Raw genomic sequence first — 19,730 nt, 5'->3', positions numbered from 1 at the left:
CGTGGACGTCCCCCGCCATGGGGGGCGTCACACCGTGGTGGGTTCCAGGGTGACGGGAGGATCCGCGCGTTCCTCCAAGCTCAGCAGGTAGCGCTTCGCCGCATGGCCGCCCGCGTACTCCCCGACGTCGTGCGGATAGTCCACCGACACGGCCCGGTGGCACGGCAGTAGAACACACAGCGGGTTGGTCAGCAGCGAGTTGCGCACCGCGCGAAGTGCCTCCGGTCGGCCGATGCGTTCCGCGATCGACTCGTGCGTCGTCACCCCGCCGTAGGGGATGTCCCGGGTAGCTCGCAGGACCGCGCGACCGAAGTCGCTGACCAGACGTAGGTCAAGCGTGAGCGAGAACGAGACGGACTGCCCGTCGAAGTACCGGTTCAACTGACGGCGGACGGGGTCCAGGCGACGGTCGCAGGTGCCGATCCGGGCGGACACGGTCCGAGCGAGACGTGCCGTCAGTACCTCCTCCGGGTCGAACGTACACGCCGCGACGCCGCGGTTGGTCACCGCGACGGACAGGAACCCCACCGGGGTCTCCGCCACCCCGACGACCACGGGATAGCTCCGTTCGGGAGTGACCGGCCTACTGACCTGCGCGGGGGGCGACGACGCCGTGCCGTGAGTGGCTTCCAGGACGGCGAGGAGGTCCGACTCTTCCTCGCTGCGCGTGCTGTGCACTGTTGCCTCCTGTTCAGCCGGTTCCGTCAGATCTGCCGGGACTCCCCCTCACGAACGCGTTAGAGCATGGCACGGATAATCCAGCGTTCCGAATATCCGCGCGGGACACCCTCCGAAATTGTCAATATCCCTGTTCGCCGCGTCGCCGTGGACGATCCATGATGTGAACCTTCGGAATCCCCTGCCGGCCTGCCCGTTTGGTGGCACTATGACAAGGTGAGCGTCAACGCCGCACCCCTCGACGCGCAGACGGTGCTGGCCCGAGCAGCCAGCCCGATCGTCGCCATTGACTCCGAGCTCAAGGTCGTTGTCTGGAATGAGGCGGCCGAGCGAATGTTCGGCTGGAGCGCCCACGAGGTACTGGGTGGGCCCGCCCCCTACGTGCCTTCGGAGCTCCGGGCCGAGTACCAGGCAGCCATGGAGCGTGTCCGCACCGACGGTTCGGTGTCCATGACCACGCGCCGGCTCCGCAAGGACGGGACGTGTGTCTCCGTCCGCGTCAACACCTCCAGCATGGGACCCGAGCGTGACATCAGCGGCTGGGTCAACGTCTTCGAGGAAGTGGAGGACGCCATCGTCGCTCCCAACAAGATGCAGGAGCGGGCCCAGCTCGTCCGCCGCCTGGCCGAGGTCATCGTCGACATCAACGCCGAGTTCGACATCTCAACGATCTTCTCCCGCATCGCCCAGAGCCTCACCGAACTCACGGGTGCCGACGCGGCGGGTTTCGTCCTGATCGAAGGCGAGATGGTGCGTCTCGTCAGCATGGTCGACCTGCCGGACGAGCGCGCCGACTTCGAGTCCAACCTGGCCACCAGTCTCTTCGGTGAGCTGCTCCAGACCGGGGATACGGTCATGGTGGCCACGGCCGAGACCCGCTACCTCGACGACCTGATCTGGGCGGACCTGGACGGCCTGCACACCATCGCCCTGGGCGTCTCCAACGTGCACGGGCGTCCGTGCGGAGGCCTCTACGCGCTCTACAGCGGGCAACGGGTGGGGGACCCGGAGTTGGAGCTGGTGGAGCTGCTCGCCGGGCACGCGGGCGTGGCGCTCGGTAACGCGATGAGCTACCAGGAGACCGCCCGCCAGCGTGGCCACGAGCGTGCCGTGTTCGAGGGCAGCGCGGACGGGATCGCGGTGCTCAACTCCCGTGGTCGGATCCGCAAGTGGAACCGTGTCGCCGCGGAGCTCACCGGGCGTCCCTTCGAGGAGGTGCTCGACAAGCGGCCCTTCTTCCCGGTTCCGTTGCCCCACGGCGACCCGGTCACGCACCTGCTGCCGAACGGCCGTTGGCTGGAGATCCTCAGCCAGGAGATTCCCGAGACCAACGAGTGGGTCGTGGACTTCCGGGACGTCACCGAGTCCAAGGCGTTGGAGGACGAGAAGGACCTCTTCCTCGCGACCGCCAGTCACGAGCTCCGCACCCCGATCACCGTCGTGCGCGGATTCGCCCAGACCCTGGAGCGGAGCTGGGACCAGCTCGACGAGGACTATCGTCGCTCCGCCATCTCCACGATCGCCGACCGGTCGGAGACACTGGCCCGGATCGTGGACAACCTCTTCCTGGGGTCTCCCGAGGCGACGACGGAACTCACGGAGAACCGGTGGGAGTTCGACCTCGCCTCGGTGCTCAAGGAGACGACCACCGCGTTCGAGTCCCTCACCGAGCGGCACACGTTGGTGCTCGACATCCCGGACGGACTGTCGCCGGTGTACGGGAACTCCACCGCGACGGACCTGATCGTCGGCCAGTTGCTGGAGAACGCGCTGAAGTACTCACCGGAGGGCGGCCGAGTGGTCGTCGCCGCGCGGCAGTCCGGTGACCAGATCACGGTGGAGGTCGCCGACAACGGAGTCGGCATCGAGGACGGCGACCGGGAACGCGTCTTCGATCGGTTCGTGCAGGGCGACCCTGGGGACCGACGGCGGTTCGGCGGTATCGGCCTCGGGCTGTACATCGCCCGCCGGCTGGCCCGCGTCCAGGGCGGCGATGTCACGGCGCACCCCAACACGCCGAGCGGGACGTGTATGCGACTTCGGCTCGCCTGCGCGAAAACGGTCGAACATCCGGCATGACCGGCGTTTCCGTTGCGTCCGTTATTTCTTTTTTTGGGTGGGATGTCGCGAAACGCGTCGCGTCGAGTGGTCCAAGCGTGGTCAGAGGACTACAGTCTGCGATGTGGAGCTAAAGATCTCGACCAGCGCACACTCGGATCACGCATTGGTTGCCGTCCGAGGTGAAATTGACCTGTACACGGCCCCGCGGCTGCACAGCGAACTCGTCGCAGCCCTGGACAACGCCGGTGGGGGACGGCTTTTGGTGGAGATGTCCCAGGTGGAGTTCTGTGATTCCACGGGCATCAACGTGCTGCTCTCAGGGTTGAAGCGGGCACGGGAACGGAGCGGAGATCTGGAGATCGTGGCGCCCAGTGGGACGGTCTCCAAGATTCTCGAGGTGACCGGGCTCGACGCGGTCTTCAGGATCCATCCGACCCTGGACACCGTGCGGGTGGCCACCGCCGCGCCAGCGGAGTAGTCGGTGGCACGGGGCGGAGTGGCGGTCGTCGTCCCCGCCAAGGATGAGGAGGCCACCGTCGCCGCGACCGTCGAGGCGGCGTGGACTCTTCCCAGCGTGGACCTCGTCCTCGTTGTCGATGACGGCTCGACTGACCAGACGGCCAGTCGGGCCGAGGCGGCGGGGGCGATCGTCCTGCGCCAGTCGCGGCACGCCGGCAAGGGCGCGGCGATGGAAGCGGGGGCCGCGGGCGTTCGCATAGTGGAGGACCGGGAAGCCAAGACGGGCGTGGGGGCGGGGCATCGGCTCCTGCTGTTCCTCGACGCCGACCTCGGCCGTTCCGCGGGCCGCGCCGCGGATCTGGTCGGTCCCGTCGAGCGGGGCGAGGCCGACATGACGATCGCCCTGTTCCCGCCGACCCGCCCCCGGCTCGGGGGACACGGATTCGTGGTGCGCCTGTCCCGCAACGGCATTCGGCGCGCCACGGAGTGGGAACCAGAGCAGCCCCTCAACGGTCAACGCTGTCTCACCCGCCGGGCGTTCGAGGCGGCCCGGCCCCTCGCCCCGGGCTTCGGTGTGGAGACCGGGCTGACGATCGACCTGCTGCGGCGTGGTTTTCGGGTGGCGGAGGTGCCGGTCCCGCTGGAACACCGGCCAACGGGGACCGGGCTGCGGTCCCAGATACACCGAGGACGACAGTTCGTGGACGTGTCGCGCGCGCTCGCGGCGCGGCGGTGGTGGCGGCGGGGCGACGTGCCGGAATCCCTTCCCCACTGATCAGGCCAACGCCGTTGTGTATCCACGAAAATTCGGAGAGTAACGATTATCCTCGAAGCGTGATGATCACAACGCTTGCCACCATAGGAGCGGTGACCGGCGTGGCCGGTTTCCTCTTCGGAAGCGCCGCCTACTTCCGGTCCCGTCGGCGTCCCGCCAGGAAGCGGTCCGACCGCGTTGTGCCCAGCGGTTCTGGGCTGGTCGACGAACGCGCGGTCCGCGATATCGGGATGGTGCGCTACGACGCACTGGAACAGATGTCGGGGGCGCGTTCCTTCTCGCTCGCGCTTCTCAACGCGTCCGGCGACGGCATCGTGCTCACCTCGATCAACGGTCGAAGCGAGACGCGCACCTACGCCAAGCTCGTGGAGGAGGGCAACGCGCGCGAGGAGCTCTCGCCTGAGGAGTACCGCGCCGTGCGGGCCGCCCGGATGGGGCAGGGGCCGGGCAGCGAGGCCAGGCGGTCGGCCGAGGCCGGCTCGTCCCGTACGGCGGTTACCGAGGTATAACCTGCAAGTCATGGCCACCCGCTACGCGTATCTGGGTCCCGAGGGCACGTTCACCGAAGTCGCACTGCGGCAACTCAAGCCGGACGTGCGTCCGGGGGATCGGCTGGCCTGTCCCAGCGTGGACGCCGTGTTCGCGGCGGTTCGCGGTGGCGACGTGGCGGGCGGCGTCGTCCCGCTGGAGAACTCCGTCGAGGGAGGCGTCACCTCCACCCTCGCCGAGATGGTGACGGGAGAGCCGCTGCTCATCACCGCGGAAGGCGCGGTCGAGGTGCAGTTCAGCCTCCTCGCCCGACCGGAGGTGCAACTGGAGGACGTGAAGCGGGTCGTCACGCATCCGCACGCCCTCGCGCAGTGCCGGGGATGGATGTGGCACCACCTCCCTGACGCCCAGACCTTCACGGCTCCCTCCACAGCTGCCGCCGCGCAGCTCGCCGCCGAACCCGGGTCGGACTACGACGCCGCGATCGCCTCGAGCATCGCGGGCGAGCACTACGGGCTCACCCCGCTCGCCGAGCGCCTCGCGGACCGGGCCGGAGCCACGACCCGATTCGTGCACCTCGCGCTCCCGGGCAGCGTCCCGGAGCCCACGGGACACGACCGGACGTCCTTGGTGGCGTTTCTCGACGGGGACCAACCGGGCGCACTGGTCGAACTGCTCAACCAGTTCTCCGTGCGTGGCGTGAACCTCACCCGCCTGGAGTCCCGTCCCACCGGGGACGCGTTGGGTAGCTACTGCTTCTTCATCGACGCGGAGGGCCACGTGGCGGACGCGCGCCTGGGCGAGGCCCTCATGGGCAGCCGGCGAATCTGCCGTGACGTCCTGTTCCTGGGCAGCTATCCACGTACCGACGCCACCGCCGAGGTGGACCGGCTCGTTCCACGCCGCGAGACCACCAACGCGGACTTCGCCGAGGCGGCCGACTGGCTGTCGCGCGTCCGCGCCGGCCAGGCACAGTAGCGCTCTCCTGCTCCCGAGCCCACGGGTCACGGAGAGGGAGAAGGGGCCGGACGCGCGCCCGTCGCGCATCCGACCCCACAGCACGTTCAACGCCCGGCGGTCACCCTCACAGGTAGGGACCAGAGCCCCCGGTGTGCCCGCCCTGCTCCTGCGCGTTCGGGGTCATCCCCGGCGGGAGCGCCTTGCGCATGGTTTCCAACTGCTGACGTGCGGCCATCTGCTGCGCGAACAGGGTCGTCTGGATTCCGTGGAACAGGCCCTCCAGCCAGCCGACGAGCTGTGCCTGGGCGATCCGCAATTCCGCGTCCGACGGTGCCTCGGCCTCGGTGAACGGCAGGGACAACCGCTCGAGTTCCTGCACGAGCTCCGGCGCCAGCCCGTCCTCGAGTTCCTTGATGGAGCTCTCGTGGATCTCCTTCAGGCGCTGGCGGCTGGCCTCGTCCAGAGGCGCGGCCCGGACCTCGTCCAGAAGCTGACGGATCATGCTTCCGATGCGCATCACCTTGGCCGGTTGCTCGACCATGTCGGTGATGGAGCGTTCCTCGCCCTCGCTCCCCTCCGGTCCGTCGTCGTCCCCGTGGGCGGCGTCCGGCCCGACAATCAGGACGTGTGGCTGTTCTTCGCCGTTAGGTTGGCTGATCACGCGACAACTCCTCAAACCCCGCGGTCCGACGTGAGCACAATCTTGCCGATGTGTTCGCTGGACTCCAGCACTCGATGGGCCTCCGCCGCTGAAGCCAGTGGCATGGTGCGGTCCACGATAGGGCGAATCGTGCCCGCTTCGATGAGGGGCCACACGTGTTCTCGGACTTCGGCCACGATCCTCGCCTTCTCTGCCTCGGGGCGGGCCCGTAGCGTCGTCGCGTGGACGGACAGGCGTTTCACGAGCATGCGGCCCAGGTCGAGTTCCGCCTGCCGCCCACCCATGAGGCCGATCACCACCAGGTCGCCGTCGGTGGCGAGCGAGGCGACGTTGTCCTCGAGATAGGAGCCGCCCATGATGTCCAGGATCACGTCGACTCCGGCGCCGTCGGTCTCCGCCCGGACCCGGTCCCGGAAACTCTCGGCGCGGTAGTTGATGGTGACGTCCGCGCCCAACGATCGGCAGGTCGCCAGCTTCTCATCGCTGCCCGCGGTGGTCAGGACCCGTGCGCCACGGGCGTGGGCGAGTTGGATCGCGAAGGTGCCGATGCCGCTGCCCCCACCGTGGACCAGGACGCTCTCCCCGGACGTGAGTCCGCCCACCATGAACACGTTCGACCAGACGGTGCAGGCCACCTCGGGCAGGGCCGCGGCGTGCACGAGGTCGACACCCGAGGGGACGGGCAGCAGTTGGCCCGCGGGCACGGCGACCCTCTCGGCATAGCCGCCTCCACTGAGCAGGGCACACACCTCATCGCCGACCTGCCAGGAGGTGACGTCCGGGCCCAGCTCCACGATCCGGCCGGAACACTCCAGACCGAGGTACGGGGGAGCGCCCGGGGGAGGCGGATAAGCGCCCCTACGTTGCATGACGTCCGCTCGGTTGACCGCCGTAGCCGTGACCTCGATGAGCGCCTCACCGGCCTCTGGGCGCGGGTCAGGCACCTCACGCCAGGTCAGCGCCTCGGGACCGCCGGGTTCCTCCACCACGATTGCGTGCATGGGGTCAACGCTATCGAGCGTGCTGTGCCGTGTGCGTCCACGGGGAGAGGAGCAGGGAGTTGACGAATAGGGACAGACCTGTTGGATTAGACCGCGACGGCGGGGTTATCGGACACGGGACCGCCGTCCCATCCATTCCACCGTCTACGCCGAGGGGGCTCCGGTGGCAGATCGCGAGGACGGCCACATAGAACGCGACGTCGAATCCACGGAGGGCTGGCGTAACTCCGGGGAGAGCGAGACCACGGAGCCGGGGCGGGAGGCCCTCGACTGGTTCGGTGAGGGCGCGCCACCGCCGCCACCGTACGCTCGGGACACCTCGGAGCGTCTGCCCCCTCCCGCGTCGGCCGCCGAACTGTGGGGTCCTCCGTCGGCGCGGCGGACCCGCGCCGAATCAACCCAGGACCAACCCCCAGCGCCGGTGGACCCCCCGCCACCGACCCCGTCGCGGCGTTTGGCCAACGACGAGGACATCCCCGAACCCCAACCGCTCCCCCCTTCGGCCTCCACGCCGACCGCTGTTCCCCCGCCGAACGGAACACCGGCCCCCACGCCGCCGTACGCCGCGGCGGGGTACGACGTACCACCTGTCGAGGCGTGGGCTCCCCAGGTTCGAGAGACCCCCGACAACCCCAGGCCGCCACTGACCGAACCGCCGACGACTGAGGTTCCGGAGGACGCCTGGGCGCCCCCTGTCTGGGAGACGCCGGACAACCCACGGCCGGTTGTGGACGATCCGACCACGACCGAGCTGCCGCCCTCGGCGTTCGAGCCGCCAGTACCCACCGAACTGGCGCCCTCTGAGCCTCCTCCGGTCAAGCCGGACCGGGGGGAACCGGCGCGGACGGAGACGTTCTGGCCGCAGGCCGAGATACCCGCCCCCACGACGGAGGCCGAGGCGGAGTCTCCGACGGAGATCCTCGACACGGCGGAGCCGGAGCCGAAATCGGGACGGCCGGAACCCCTACGGTCCGAGTCCGCGGATCCGGGGCCCAATGTCGGGTCCGGGGCGGGCGTGCCGGACGCGTACTTCTGGGGGGACGGGACGAGCGACGGCGACGCGCGGGACACCGGCGGGTTCGCCCGGTCCAACTCCCCATGGCCCGCCGCACCCTCGCAACTGCCGGAACGTCCTACCCCGACGGCGGAGTCGTTGCGCCCGGAGACCCTGGTCCGCGGACGTCGCCAAGCGCCGGGGGGCGGCTGGCGGCGCGCCGTCTACACGCTGACCGGTGGCCTCGTCCATCCGGGGGAGTCCGCGGAGGAGCTGCGCCGCCGGGACCTGATCAACCGGGTGAAGACCCCCGTCGCGGGTGGCCACTACCGTCTCGCGGTGTTGAGCCTCAAGGGTGGGGTGGGCAAGACGACCACGACCGCGGCCCTGGGGTCGATGCTGGCCTCGCTGCGCGGCGACCGGGTGCTCGCCGTGGACGCCAACCCTGACCGAGGCACGCTGTCGGACAAGGTCCGCCTGGAGTCCGCGGCCTCGATCCGGGACCTCCTCAACGAACGCGACAGCATTCAGCGGTACGCGGACTTCCGCGCCTACACCTCACAGGCGGTGAGCCGGCTGGAGATCCTCGCCTCCGACCGCGATCCCGCCGTGTCCGAGGCCTTCAGCGAGAAGGACTACCGCGAAGTGTCGCGGATTCTGGAGCACTTCTACTCGATCTGTCTCACCGACTGCGGCACGGGCCTGCTCCACTCGGCGATGGCCGGCGTGCTCGGACTGGCCGACCAGATCGTCCTGGTGAGTTCCCCGTCCGTCGACGGCGCCCGTAGCGCGAGCGCCACCCTGGACTGGTTGGAGGCCCACCAGTACGGAGACCTGGTGCGCGGTGGCCTGGTCGTCTTGTCCATGGTGAATCCCAAGGGGCGCGGCGCCGTGGACCTGGCCCAACTTGAGGAGCACTTCCGGCGGCGCTGCCGCTCGGTCGTGAAGATCCCGTGGGACACCCACCTGGAGGAGGGAGCCGAGATCGACCTCGACCGCCTCGACCCGGCCACGCGGGACGCCTACCTGGAACTCGCGGCCTACGTGGGGGAGGCCTTCGCCTGGCCCCGATGACCGGCACTCTCCCGCCTCGCGGTGGGCTAGCATCGTAGTCGGTGGTTGTGCACCAGGAGGGTTCGCATAGCGGCCGAGTGCGACGGTCTTGAAAACCGTTGAGTCCTTTGGGCTCCGTGGGTTCAAATCCCACACCCTCCGCCCCAATACCTGGTGTCATACCAGCTCAGGCCCTGCTCCATGGCGCGAGGAGCAGGGCCTGAACCTTTTCCGGAGACCTCATTCCCGGCCCGGCGGGGGTGAGGCCGTTCCCCGCCTCGAGAGACGAGGAAGTGAGGCGTTCCCCCGCCCCACCCACAACGGACGGCCATCGCGTGCCTCCCATTGAGGGCACGTTGCGCAAGGGGTGGAGGGAGGATGTCGACGGGCTTCCAACGATGGTGTGGTTGGCCTGGGGTGGATACGGCGGTAGGTCGTGTCTTTGAACCGCTGTGCCTCGTGGGGAGGCACCGTTGGGGGTGCTGAGGGCTCGCGACCGCCAGGACGACGTTCGCCGCGTCGATCCTTTCCAACAGCCAACCAGTGGTGCCCCTCACGGATCGCCGTGCGAGCCGAAGCCCGGGCCCCGCTGCGGCACCATCCGCGCAGCGACCACACAGGACACAACACCTAGGGCACGCGGACCTCGCTCGCCGGGACTGAGGGGCGATGTCACTCCCTCGACCTATGGTGATCGGCGGATATCCATGACCGAGGAGGTCACGATGCGCTTTCAGGCCGACAGTGCGGCCCTCGCCGATGCCGTCGCCTGGGCGGCGCGGGCCCTTCCCAGTCGTCCTTCGGTGCCCGTGTTGGCCGGGGTGCGCCTGGAGGTTTCGACCGCGGGGGAGGCGGAGCTCCGAGTCTCGAGTTTCGACTATGAGGTGTCCGCGCAGGGGTCCGTCGCGGTGTGGGCGGAGGAACCGGGCGGGGTGCTCGTGCCGGGGCGGTTGTTGGCGGATATCGTGCGTCGCCTGCCGGCGGAGACGGCCACGGTCACGCTCGAGGGTGGGCACGTGCGGATCGAGGTCGGGCGTACGGTGTTCACCGTTCCGCTGCTGGCGTTGGAGGACCACCCTCGGCTTCCGGAGCTGCCGCAGGCGCGGGGGTCGGTCGCCTCGACGTCGCTCGCGTCCGCGGTCCGACAGGTCGCGGCCACGGCCAGCAAGGACGACACGCTGCCGATCCTGACCGGGATCCACGTCGAGTTCTCACCCGAACAACTGCGCCTGGTGAGCACCGACCGGTACCGCATCGCGGTTCGGGACCTGTGGTGGCAGGCCGCCGAAGGCACTGAGGACACCACCGCGTTGGTCCCCGCCCGATCCCTCCTCGACGTCGTACGGTCGTTCCCCAGTGACGGCAACGTGGCCCTCGCGGTCGCCGGTGAGGCGGAGGCGGCGACCATGATCGGGCTGACCGGGAGCGGCTGGACCAGCACCGTCCGCCTCCTGGACGGTCCGTACGTGGGGTACGAGTCCCGATTCCCGGACGACTTCGCGGCTCACGTCGACCTACCCGCCGCCACGCTGGCGGAGGCGGTGAAACGGGTGGCCTCGGTCGCGGAACGGCACGCGCCGCTGCGGTTGTCGTTCGGTGAGGGGCTGTTGGTCCTCAGCGTCGGATCCCACGAGTCGGCACAGGCGATCGAGACGGTCGACGCCGAACTCACGGGAGACGCGATGGACGTGTCCTTCAGTCCCCAGTTCCTGCTCGACGGCCTCGTCGCGGTCGAGTCCGAGACCGTCCGAGTGCGTCTCACGTCCCCGACACGGCCCGCGGTCCTCGGCGGAGTCACCGAGGACGGGCGGGACGATCCGTCGTTCCGGTACCTCACGATGCCGCTGCGTCCGCCCTCGTAGCGGACGAGCGGGCCGTGCACACGTGCCCGGGCGACACACCCCGCGGCCGCGCGGTGTTTCGCGTGGGCCTCGGCTCCGGCGTTCCTCCTGAATGGGGCAGGGGAACGTCGGACTCCTTCCTGCCCCCCGCTACTCGGGAGCGCCCTCGACCGACTCGTTGTCCTGGTCCGGCAGCGGCTCGAGCGCGTAGCAGACCAGTCGTGTCGCGAACTGGGTCAGAGTGAGCGGGCGCACCATCCGGAACGGGTCCGCCTTGGTCAGGAGCATGCCCGCGCGTCGGGCGTCGCCGCCGTCCAGGCCACGGACCCGCGCCCGAACCGGCGATCCGGCCACGGTGCCGCGGAGCGTGCACGGCGTCAGGTCGGCCACGGGGTGCTCGTCCAGGCGCGCCTGGTGGGCGGATCCGCGCGGAACGCCGACCAACACCCGGTCACCGTCGATGACGAAGCGCACCTGCGTTGTCTGGGGGGTGAGGCCGTCGGGACCGTAGGTCGTCAGGACCGCGGTTCGATGCCGACTGAGCGGTTTGAGGATGGTCGTGGCTGGCACCGGGCCTCCCGGGGTGTCGTCCGCCACATACCACGGTCGCAGAAAATGTGTGGTGTGTCACTCACCATCGTGTGCTGGTTCGGACTCCGCGGGCAGTCCCGCCCGACCGTCCGCCCCCACCGCGGAGTACAGGCCCAGTTCGGCCCGACTGCCCCGGACATAGCCCGCGCGGTACCCGTCGCGGTGCAGGGTGCGCTCGTTGCGCGTGGGACGTAGCTGCGGGAAGCGGCGCTCGAACTCCTCCTCGACGCGATGGGCGTCGGTACGGAGGATGAGTTCCGCCCCGGTCGCCGCCGAGGGCGCGCCACCACTCGCGTCCGAACTCCCCCCGGCGGCCCCCGCGGCGGAGCTCTCCTCGGCGAGTCGGGCGCGGAACTCCTGGATCCGCTGCGCGACCGCCTCACCGTACGCGCGCACGAACGAGCGGTAGAAACGGTTGCGCTCGGTGGCCAGGGTCGACCGGTCCACGTTGCGCCGTTCGCGGATGCGGTCGATGTGCTCCTTGGCACAGAACCGCGCGGAGGACTCCATCTGGAGGGTGACCGACGGCAGGAGCAGTTGGAGCGAGTCCAGGGACGACTGCGTCCCAAGGATGATGAGCGTGCGATCGGTGTTCGTCGCCTGGTTGCCGCGCACCGCGGACTTGCAGCCGTAGGCGCCCGCGATCATGCCCAGCGCCTTGACACGCGCCTTCCCGTGCCCACCCTTGCCGGACACCAGGAAGTCGAAGCGCGTTACCTCTTCGGCGCCGAGGCCCTGCTCCGCGCGGGCCTCGGCTTCGGCGATCGCGTGCCGCGTCATGAGCTCGGCGGCCTTCGCGGTGAAGGCCTGGCTCTCGGCGTCGGTGACCGCGGGATCCTCTGCCATACGCAGCAGTCCGCGGACACGTTCGATCATCCGGGCCTTGGTCGACATGCTGTGTGCGGCCGTCCCCCCGCGTTGACCGGCATCGCCGGCAGTGTGCATCAGCGGTACATTCTACGGTGTGTCATGCGGACTTGTTGCCCGCGACCGAGGCGATCAGACCCAGGATGACCCACAGCGCGATGCCCGCGCCGATGCCGGCCGCGGCCGCCGCGAACAACCCCAGGAACAGGCTCCCGCTCAGTGCCAAGCCGATGTAGCTGAAGGCGGCGACGCCGACCGCGCCGATGCCGGCCGGAACCATCGCGGTCTGCCACGGGTGCTTCCCCGCGTACCGGCGGGCGCGCCGGTCGCCCTTGCCGCTGAGGAACATCACACCGCCGCCGATGAGCGCGAAGAAGAAGACACCGGTCGACAGAGCTCCGGGAAGCATCATCAGAACGTTGGGACTGAGGTTCATCAACGCGTTGGCCGCGGCGGCCACCGCGCCCCCACCCACCGCCCAGCCCCAGGGCCAGAGAAAAGTGGTCGAAGCCACGGCGGGAGAGAGTCCTGAGTTTCCGCGCTCCAGCGTCATGTTCGCTCTCCTCGAAAGTTGCCTGTGGTCCCTCCGGCACTGCCGCCGGGGGCCACCCTCCAGTGTGCCCTGTGCGGCGACGGAACACATGGGGGGTTTTCCCTGACCCTTCCCCGAGTCGGAGTCCCGAGTCGGCGTCTCCCGTACCGCTCGTCCACCTGTGCAACGCGACAGGCGCCCCTTACGTTCCCCCGGCGGTGGAGGCACCTGGTTCTTCGCTGGCCAACCCGGTCGCTTGGCCGCTTCCGGCCGAGACGGTTATGGAGCTGACAGATCGTTAGGATGTGCCTGTCATGGCCAGAATGGTGACGTCCGCGGCAGCCCTTCCCCTGTACACCCTCGATTTGGCGAGGCGGTACTGGGCTCCGTTGCTGTGCGCTTATGCCGTCGGCACCTTCCTGCACACCATGCTGCTGCGGCAGATCGTGCGGCTCGGGCTGACCAACCAGCTCCTGGGCATGGCAGCCCTGAGCCTCTCCTTGCTGGTCACGCTGACGACCACGATCATCATGTTCCACATGCTGAGGCCCGGGCTGCCGGTGCTGGAGCGGGAACTCAGCGCCAGCGCCGACGGATCTCCGAACTCGATGCGGATGCGCGAGCGGCGGGTCGTCGACGCGATCGCGATGGCGATCCTGCCGTTCCTCATCTTCTACAGCGCGTGGGGCCTCATCACCGAAGAGTTCCGCGTCTACGCGGTGAGCGCCTTCAACGAGGGCGGCGTCGAGGCGTTGGAGTACGTCGGGGATCTCGACTACTCGACGGCTCTGATCGGTATCGCGGTCGGGCTTCTGGTGGCGCGGGTCGTCGTCGAGCACTTCTACCGCAAGTCCAACAATCCGCTCCTGGGCGTCGTGACCGCGATCCTGGAGGCGGGATGGGTCTTCTTCGCGATCTACACGGTGCAGGCCGTGCTCCGCGACGTCACCGCGTGGACGAGCTCGCGCGCGGTGTGGATCGAGACACGCCAGGTCGGTGCGGACTTCCTGACCTGGCTCGGTGACCTCGTCTCCCTGCCGTTGCTGAACTTCTTCACCGTCGCGTTCGGTTTCCTCGCCACCGGATGGGGCCTGGTCAAGGACGGCCTGTTCGAGCCGCTCCTGTGGCTGACCATCGCCGCCGTCGCCTTCGGCGCCAAGCACATCGACAGCGCCGAGGCCCTCTTCCAAGGACGCGCGCGACGCGTGCACGAGGCGGCGGTGACCCTGCGCGGCCGTTTCCCGCGGCTGATCGACCTGATGACCCACGGCGCGCGCCAGAACCTCAACGACAAGTACTGGCCGTTCCTGAACGCGTTCCGCCTCATCCTCAGCGTGAGCCCGGTCTTCTACCTGTCGTTCTGCCTCTACTACATGCTGTTGGAACTCGGATTCGGCTGGTTGGAGCGCGCGGTCTACGTGGTCGTGGGTGCCAACGACTTCCACGGCTGGTGGTGGCAGTGGTTGAACTCCGTCAGCTTCGCCGTGGACGGACTGCACGAGCTGCTGCGGATCTGCCTCCTCGCGGCCGCGTTCGAACTCACCCTGCGCCGTCTGGGCCGTCGGACCTCGGGGCGACGGGCACGGGCGAACGTCGTGGACGAAGCGGGATGACGGACGCGACGCCCGTGGTGCCGCTGGTGCGGTGACTAGAGAACGGGTTCGCGGAAGCGGACCGCCTGCGGGTACGGAGGCTCCGGAAGATCGTCGGGGTCCCACTCGAGTTCCAAGGCGAACTCCTCGAGATCCACGTCACTGGGCTCGAAGTAGGTGCGGTCCATCGTGAGCACGAAGCTGAGGGAGTCCACGGCGTCCTCGGGGATCTCGTAGGTCGCCACCACGACGTGCTCCTCGTCCACGGCGAGCGGTTCGAAGTCGTCGTCGACGCACCGTCCGGGCTCGATGGTGTCGTCCAAGGCGTCGCGAAGTCCACCGGCCGCGCTCGTCCGCCACTCGCGGCCGGCGTCATCCTCAGCGCGGATGTCGCACTTCTGTGCGAGCAGGTTGGCCCCGTTCTCCGTGAGCGGAGTGGCGGTGAAGACCGCGTCCACCAGCTCGGTCCCCTCGGGCGGGGGGATGGTCGACGATTCGTCCACCGCTCCCACCGCCGCGCCGCGGAACTCCCAATGGACGTCGGAGAACTCCGCGGCACCGGTCGGGATCTCCACGGGGGGCGCGGGCATACTGCCCGACTCCCGGGCGCTCTCCCGCTCCAGCCACCACGGGACCCCGGCGGTCACCGGGAGCAGGACGACCAGGGCGAGGATGTAAGGAACCTGCCCCCGGCGCCACCAGGGGCGGCGTCGGGACCCTCCGGGGATCGGTGCCGGTGGTGGTGTGCTCGGGACCGGTGGCGATACGGGGTGCCGCACGGTGGACCTCCTCCCTAGCTGGTCGCCGGGGCGGAGATCGGGGCGACCTCCACCGGATCGTTCGTCATCGCGTCGAGGTCGGACTCCTCCAGCCCGAGGTCGACCTTGGCCTCACCGGCCAGGCGACTGTCGATCCCGCCGGCGACGAACCGAAGCGTGGGATCCTCGAGTCGCTCCTGGGGGACCTCGAACGCCAGGGAGCCCGACGCCGGGATTCCCGGGGAGATCTGGTAGTTCTCCATCGTGTAGTCGAGGCCGACACTGCCATAGCTCAGACCGTCGGCGACGTCCAGAAGGGCCGGTGTGTCCACGGTCAGGCCGCGGTCGGTGGCGGTCACGGTGAGGTCGACGACGACCCACAGGCCCTCCGCCTCGAGGGGGGCGCCACCGTCGCCGAGAAGACCGGCCCCGTCGTCGTCGAGAGCCGCCGGGTCGAGTCCGTCGTCGACGGCACCGTCTTCCCCGTCACCGTCCGGGTCCGTGCCCGGGTCCACGCCGGCGTCGGCGTCGGTCTCCTCCGGGAGGTCGGACGCGTCGGCGACGGCGGCGGCCAGCCGCACGTCGTCCACGGTGAGTGTGAAGGTGCCGGTGTCGACGGGTTCCTCGGGAGAACCGGAGGTCGCGATCGGCGCGGTCCGGTCCGTGAAGGAGATCTCGAGGTGTTGTGCGACGCCGATCAGCGCGAGCAGCCCCGCGCAGAGCAGGACGGTCGGCGCATGGCGAAGCGGTCCCTTACCGGCCATCGGCTCACCCTCCCTCGAGCGGAACGAGGATCTCGGCCGCGACGTCGTCGGACAGGGTCGGTCGCCACTGTTCCGTCTGGTCGGTGAACCCGGAAGCGTACTCCGGAACGAGAATCCGCACGCGTACGTAGTCGGCCTCGGCGTCGCCGAACGCGCCCAGCTCCTCCGGCAGGTTCCACTGGGCGGCGATCGACTCGCTGGACTTCGGCTGCACGTAGGAGACCGATTCCTCGGGGCGGCGGTCGAAGTAGAGAGTGTCGAAGCTCTCCACCTCGGTCCCTCCCGGTTCGACGACCGGCTCGAGGAACCGGACGAAGCTCCGTGCGCTCTCCGGTTCCGTCAGGTGCGAGGTCAACTCCGCGTTGAGGCGCAGTACGTGCCCCAGGTCCCCCTGGGCGAGCTCGGCGCTCTCCAGCGATATGTCGAAGAGGTCGGTGCGCACCGTCTCCTCGGTCTCGACCGCGGCCGGTGCCGGTTCGGCGGTGGCGAAGCCGCCGTTCAATCCGAGAGGGACGGCGAGCAGGATCACGCACAGAACGAAGAGCCCCACGATCAAAGCGCGAACGAGACGGTTGCCGGGGAGCCAGCCGCCTCGCTGTATTCGCTGCTCCGATTGATGGTGAGCCACGGGGGAATCTTATGGCGAAACGGGACGACTGGACACCCCACCAGGAACGCGGCCCGTGTGCGCCGACGGGACATCGCCCACCGTGGTTGGCGCCGCCGCACGGTGTGGTTAGGGTCAATGGTGTTCCGACACTCCCCTGACGATCCCGGCGGTGTCGGCTTCTCAGTTCCACGATCCCCTGGGAGTAGAGCCCGTGCAGATCAAGCGAGTCACGGTGGGTGCCTCCGTCGCGGTGCTGGCGGCACTGGCAACGGCGTGCGGCGAAGGCGGGGACGGAGGCGCGTCCGTGACTCGCGCGGCGTTCGAGGACGACGGGCTCGACTGGCCCTTCTCCGTGGAGGAAGGCTCGCTGCACTGTGACGACGGCGCGGTGTTCTTCCGGGCGCGGTCCGGCGAACAGTACGCCGTGAACGAGGCCGCGGTCGAGTCGGACTCCTACGCCGCGCCCGACCCCATCTGGCTCGACACCGGCCAGGCGGAGGGCGACAGCGAGGAGGACGGGGACGAGGGGATGGCGCTCTCCCCCAAGGTTCCGCTCGACGACATGATCGAGCTGGGCGAAGAGGAGTGCGGGGAGTAGTCCCCGCCCGTGGCTAGAACGCCGGCTCGGAGCGCCAGCGTCGGATGCCCTCGGCCTCGTATCGGGCCGATCGTTCCTCACGGAGGCGACGGGTGAGGCTGCGTGCCTCACCGCGAAGTTGGCCGATGGCGGTCAGGCAGTGCCGAACACCAGCGTCGGTCCTGTCGATCAGGGTCTCGATCTCGTCGATGCGGCGGTCGCACTCCAACCAGTCGGGGTACTCCGAGGCGAGGTCGACCCGGTCGAGCTGTACCCGGATCTCCCGTGCGACAGCCGTGAACGACGCGGTGACGGTCTCCCGCTCGGCGTGTTTCTCCAGTTCCACCGTCTGTTCGTACAGTCGTGTCCTTCGTTCCGGGAGCCGGTCGCGCAGGTCCCGTACGGCGGCGAGGCGGCGCGTCGGGTGCTGGAGTTGGGTGCGGGCGGCGTCGTGGGAGACGTCGGCCGCGTCGGCCAGACGCTCGGCGTCGTCCAGGTCGCCCTCGGCGAGTCGGTGCCGGGCGCGCTCGAGCTGTCGCGCCGCGCGGGTGGCGTGCTCGTCGGCCAGGGCCCGGCTCGACGCGAGGTCGACCGAGAGGGTGGCGGCGAAGTGGGTGGTCAGTTCCGCCTGGGCGACCGCCGCCTGTCCGGTGAGCTCGTCCAGTTCGCGTAGGTCACGGGTCTGGGTGTCCACGCGCGTCGCCAGGTGTTGCCGCCTGCGCGGGAGGCGGAGGACGTCGTCGATGGCGGTGGTCAGGTCGGCGACGAGTCCGTCGAGCGCGTCCTGTGCCGCGAGGATCTGCCGGTGGGCGATGAGGTGTCTCACCTGGGTGACACGGCCCGGGGCCCCATCCAGGACGGCTGTCGCGGCCGTGGTGACGAAGCCCTGCTCTGCGGCGGAGTCGATCCGGGAGCGGAGGTCGACGGTCAGGGAGGAGATCTCGTGCAAGTGGTCGGCGACGTCCAGGCTGCGGGCGATCGCCTGGGTGAGGCGTTCCTCTTCGGCGCGCAACGCCGGGAGCACCCGGCGCACACTGGCCTCCAGGTCCTGCCAGGAGTGGATCGTCTCGGACACACCGTCGAGGTCGCGTGCCCGCAGGAGGCTCTCCCGGTCGGTGGTGAGGTCGGACTGGCGGAGCAGGAGCGACGTTCCCGAGCGCAACGTCTCGATGCTGCCGCCGAGAACGCGGGGGAGCTCGTCCTCGGCGTAGGCTCCGCGGACGAGTTCGATCTGCCGGTCGAGGTTGTCGACGAGGCTCGCCAGGGGGACGGTCAGTTCATCGAGCCGGTGGGTCGTGTGCCGGAAACGCTGGGACAGCGCGCGCCGACGGGCTCGCCGATCGAAGCCGTACCATGTCGAAAGGATCGCCAACGTGATGAGTGCCGCCATGGTGACGACTTCCACCCGGCTCCACCCCCAACAGTGCGTTCGTTCGTAGGACCGACACGCTTTCCGAGGTCACCATTGTTCGGGGTCAACACTGTTCGTGGGTTGTACTGCCCTGGTCGCTATCACCGCCGCCGGCACCGTGAAGGGCACCAGCACTGTCAAGGGTAGGCCGAGCGTCCGCCAATGACCAGAAATATTCACCTTCCTGTGGAAACAGCCTCCAGGGGCGTTCACGTCGAGATGTACGCCGGCGCGGGCTCCGCGGTCGCGCCCCGGTTTTTCCGGAATGGCGACACAAAGGACGGGCACCACATAAGGTGATAGGGATCTTCCGAGGAAGGAATCACGGTCGTGAGCGGGTCTTCCCCCATATCAGCCGCCACGGAATCCGCGTTGGCCGGGCGACCAACCGAACCGATTCGGGTGCTGTTGGTCGACGATCACGCCCTGTTCCGTCGTGGTCTCATCGCTGTCCTGGAACCCTGCACGGACATCGCCGTCGTTGGGGAGGCCGCGGACGGTGCCGAAGCCGTGCGCCAGGCGGAGGAGCTCATCCCCGACGTGGTGCTCATGGACATTCGCATGCCCAAGGCCAGCGGCATCGACGCGTGTTCCGGCATCAAGGCGGCTGTGCCCAGCACCAATATCGTCATACTGACCATCAGCGACGAAGAGGCCGACCTGTTCCAGGCGATCAAGGCGGGCGCTACTGGGTACCTGTTGAAGGACAACTCGGTGGAGCAGTTGCCCGAGGCCGTGCGCGCCACGTTCGAGGGGCAGTCCTTCATCACGCCGTCGATGGCGACGAAGCTTCTTTCGGAATTCACCGAACTCGCTCGCCAGAAGCCGCAGACACGTGACCTCCCGATGGCGGAGCTCACCGCGCGCGAGCGCGAGGTCCTCAAGCTCGTCGCGCGGGGGCTCGGAAATCGGGAAATCGGTCGGACGCTCTTTATCACCGAGAACACCGTGAAGAATCATGTCCGAAACATCCTGGAGAAACTGCACGTCCACTCCAGGATGGAAGCGGCGATCTATGCGTTGCGGACACAGATGATCTCGGGCGAGTAGCCTCCG

At 69.0% G+C, this 19,730-nt stretch carries 20 protein-coding genes and 1 tRNA gene; 11 read left to right on the top strand and 10 right to left on the bottom strand.

Features of this window, described 5'->3' with window-relative positions:
• Nucleotides 1-27: 27 nt before the first annotated feature.
• Nucleotides 28-678: a methylated-DNA--[protein]-cysteine S-methyltransferase gene (locus tag J4H86_RS16180; protein WP_236538576.1), complete on the bottom strand. Its 651-nt coding sequence runs from the start codon at nucleotides 676-678 to the stop codon at nucleotides 28-30.
• 216 nt (nucleotides 679-894) lie between these two features.
• Between J4H86_RS16180 and J4H86_RS16175 the strand changes: the two genes are divergently transcribed.
• The 5 genes from J4H86_RS16175 (at nucleotide 895) to pheA (ending at nucleotide 5,440) form a co-directional block, all read left to right on the top strand.
• Entirely contained in the window at nucleotides 895-2,757 is a 1,863-nt protein-coding gene (locus J4H86_RS16175; RefSeq protein WP_236538574.1) for a sensor histidine kinase, read from the top strand.
• Between the two features lie 103 nt (nucleotides 2,758-2,860).
• Nucleotides 2,861-3,217: an STAS domain-containing protein gene (locus J4H86_RS16170; RefSeq protein WP_269134472.1), complete on the top strand. Its 357-nt coding sequence runs from the start codon at nucleotides 2,861-2,863 to the stop codon at nucleotides 3,215-3,217.
• Between the two features lie 3 nt (nucleotides 3,218-3,220).
• Complete coding sequence (locus J4H86_RS16165; RefSeq protein ID WP_236538570.1) at nucleotides 3,221-3,973, top strand: glycosyltransferase family 2 protein; 753 nt, start codon at nucleotides 3,221-3,223, stop codon at nucleotides 3,971-3,973.
• 62 nt (nucleotides 3,974-4,035) lie between these two features.
• A complete protein-coding gene (locus tag J4H86_RS16160) occupies nucleotides 4,036-4,482 on the top strand; it encodes a DUF4446 family protein (RefSeq protein WP_236538568.1) in 447 nt (148 codons plus the stop codon).
• 10 nt (nucleotides 4,483-4,492) lie between these two features.
• Nucleotides 4,493-5,440: a prephenate dehydratase gene (gene pheA / locus J4H86_RS16155; RefSeq protein WP_236538566.1), complete on the top strand. Its 948-nt coding sequence runs from the start codon at nucleotides 4,493-4,495 to the stop codon at nucleotides 5,438-5,440.
• Nucleotides 5,441-5,546: 106 nt separating this feature from the next.
• On the opposite strand, the gene J4H86_RS16150 is transcribed toward pheA, so the two are convergent.
• Nucleotides 5,547-6,080, bottom strand: a complete 534-nt coding sequence (locus J4H86_RS16150) for a bacterial proteasome activator family protein (protein WP_394356520.1) — start codon at nucleotides 6,078-6,080, stop codon at nucleotides 5,547-5,549.
• A 14-nt stretch (nucleotides 6,081-6,094) separates the two neighbouring features.
• Nucleotides 6,095-7,084, bottom strand: coding sequence for an NAD(P)H-quinone oxidoreductase (locus tag J4H86_RS16145; RefSeq protein WP_236538565.1), 990 nt, complete (start codon nucleotides 7,082-7,084; stop codon nucleotides 6,095-6,097).
• A 163-nt stretch (nucleotides 7,085-7,247) separates the two neighbouring features.
• Between J4H86_RS16145 and J4H86_RS16140 the strand changes: the two genes are divergently transcribed.
• From J4H86_RS16140 to dnaN, 3 genes are all read left to right on the top strand, one after another.
• Entirely contained in the window at nucleotides 7,248-9,152 is a 1,905-nt protein-coding gene (locus J4H86_RS16140; protein ID WP_236538563.1) for a MinD/ParA family ATP-binding protein, read from the top strand.
• A 55-nt stretch (nucleotides 9,153-9,207) separates the two neighbouring features.
• Nucleotides 9,208-9,293 (top strand) — tRNA-Ser (locus J4H86_RS16135).
• Nucleotides 9,294-9,856: 563 nt separating this feature from the next.
• Entirely contained in the window at nucleotides 9,857-10,993 is a 1,137-nt protein-coding gene (dnaN, locus tag J4H86_RS16130; RefSeq protein ID WP_236538561.1) for a DNA polymerase III subunit beta, read from the top strand.
• A gap of 129 nt (nucleotides 10,994-11,122) precedes the next feature.
• Here dnaN and J4H86_RS16125 read toward each other — a convergent pair whose 3' ends face one another.
• The 3 genes from J4H86_RS16125 to J4H86_RS16115 form a co-directional block, all read right to left on the bottom strand.
• Nucleotides 11,123-11,542 carry a PNPOx family protein gene (locus tag J4H86_RS16125; protein ID WP_236538560.1) on the bottom strand — a complete coding sequence of 140 codons (420 nt, stop codon included), beginning with the start codon at nucleotides 11,540-11,542 and terminating at the stop codon, nucleotides 11,123-11,125.
• A gap of 57 nt (nucleotides 11,543-11,599) precedes the next feature.
• The gene (locus J4H86_RS16120) at nucleotides 11,600-12,439 is read right to left on the bottom strand and encodes a DUF2786 domain-containing protein (protein WP_236544056.1); all 840 of its coding nucleotides are present in this window, start codon (nucleotides 12,437-12,439) and stop codon (nucleotides 11,600-11,602) included.
• Between the two features lie 91 nt (nucleotides 12,440-12,530).
• On the bottom strand, nucleotides 12,531-12,983 hold the full coding sequence (locus J4H86_RS16115) for a hypothetical protein (RefSeq protein WP_236538559.1): 453 nt from the start codon (nucleotides 12,981-12,983) through the stop codon (nucleotides 12,531-12,533).
• A gap of 293 nt (nucleotides 12,984-13,276) precedes the next feature.
• On the opposite strand from J4H86_RS16115, the gene J4H86_RS16110 reads away from it, so the two are divergent.
• Nucleotides 13,277-14,575: a hypothetical protein gene (locus tag J4H86_RS16110; RefSeq protein ID WP_236538558.1), complete on the top strand. Its 1,299-nt coding sequence runs from the start codon at nucleotides 13,277-13,279 to the stop codon at nucleotides 14,573-14,575.
• Between the two features lie 35 nt (nucleotides 14,576-14,610).
• Here J4H86_RS16110 and J4H86_RS16105 read toward each other — a convergent pair whose 3' ends face one another.
• From J4H86_RS16105 to J4H86_RS16095, 3 genes are read right to left on the bottom strand one after another with little or no spacing between them, the layout of a single operon-like run.
• Nucleotides 14,611-15,333, bottom strand: a complete 723-nt coding sequence (locus tag J4H86_RS16105; protein WP_236538557.1) for a hypothetical protein — start codon at nucleotides 15,331-15,333, stop codon at nucleotides 14,611-14,613.
• A gap of 14 nt (nucleotides 15,334-15,347) precedes the next feature.
• Nucleotides 15,348-16,076: a hypothetical protein gene (locus J4H86_RS16100; RefSeq protein WP_236538556.1), complete on the bottom strand. Its 729-nt coding sequence runs from the start codon at nucleotides 16,074-16,076 to the stop codon at nucleotides 15,348-15,350.
• A 4-nt stretch (nucleotides 16,077-16,080) separates the two neighbouring features.
• Complete coding sequence (locus J4H86_RS16095) at nucleotides 16,081-16,626, bottom strand: hypothetical protein (RefSeq protein ID WP_236538555.1); 546 nt, start codon at nucleotides 16,624-16,626, stop codon at nucleotides 16,081-16,083.
• Nucleotides 16,627-16,897: 271 nt separating this feature from the next.
• Between J4H86_RS16095 and J4H86_RS16090 the strand changes: the two genes are divergently transcribed.
• Entirely contained in the window at nucleotides 16,898-17,284 is a 387-nt protein-coding gene (locus tag J4H86_RS16090; protein ID WP_236538553.1) for a DUF2511 domain-containing protein, read from the top strand.
• Between the two features lie 13 nt (nucleotides 17,285-17,297).
• Here J4H86_RS16090 and J4H86_RS16085 read toward each other — a convergent pair whose 3' ends face one another.
• The gene (locus tag J4H86_RS16085) at nucleotides 17,298-18,668 is read right to left on the bottom strand and encodes a hypothetical protein (RefSeq protein ID WP_236538552.1); all 1,371 of its coding nucleotides are present in this window, start codon (nucleotides 18,666-18,668) and stop codon (nucleotides 17,298-17,300) included.
• A 402-nt stretch (nucleotides 18,669-19,070) separates the two neighbouring features.
• On the opposite strand from J4H86_RS16085, the gene J4H86_RS16080 reads away from it, so the two are divergent.
• Entirely contained in the window at nucleotides 19,071-19,724 is a 654-nt protein-coding gene (locus J4H86_RS16080) for a response regulator (protein WP_449451348.1), read from the top strand.
• The last annotated feature ends 6 nt before the right edge of the window (nucleotides 19,725-19,730 follow it).

It is taken from the genome of Spiractinospora alimapuensis (assembly GCF_018437505.1).
In the GTDB taxonomy this organism is placed as follows: Bacteria; Actinomycetota; Actinomycetes; order Streptosporangiales; family Streptosporangiaceae; genus Spiractinospora; species Spiractinospora alimapuensis.
The sequence above is the reverse complement of the archived record's forward strand: the minus strand, read 5'-3'. Positions and strand labels throughout refer to the sequence as shown.

Bases quoted from the DNA above. Each gene is read 5' to 3' on its own strand.
- J4H86_RS16115 (WP_236538559.1), bottom strand. From the start codon at position 12,983: ATGACGCTGGAGCGCGGAAACTCAGGACTCTCTCCCGCCGTGGCTTCG.
- pheA (WP_236538566.1), top strand. From the start codon at position 4,493: ATGGCCACCCGCTACGCGTATCTGGGTCCCGAGGGCACGTTCACCGAA.
- J4H86_RS16160 (WP_236538568.1), top strand. From the start codon at position 4,036: ATGATCACAACGCTTGCCACCATAGGAGCGGTGACCGGCGTGGCCGGT.
- J4H86_RS16120 (WP_236544056.1), bottom strand. From the start codon at position 12,439: ATGATCGAACGTGTCCGCGGACTGCTGCGTATGGCAGAGGATCCCGCG.
- J4H86_RS16100 (WP_236538556.1), bottom strand. From the start codon at position 16,076: ATGGCCGGTAAGGGACCGCTTCGCCATGCGCCGACCGTCCTGCTCTGC.
- J4H86_RS16145 (WP_236538565.1), bottom strand. From the start codon at position 7,084: ATGCACGCAATCGTGGTGGAGGAACCCGGCGGTCCCGAGGCGCTGACC.
- dnaN (WP_236538561.1), top strand. From the start codon at position 9,857: ATGCGCTTTCAGGCCGACAGTGCGGCCCTCGCCGATGCCGTCGCCTGG.
- J4H86_RS16110 (WP_236538558.1), top strand. From the start codon at position 13,277: ATGGCCAGAATGGTGACGTCCGCGGCAGCCCTTCCCCTGTACACCCTC.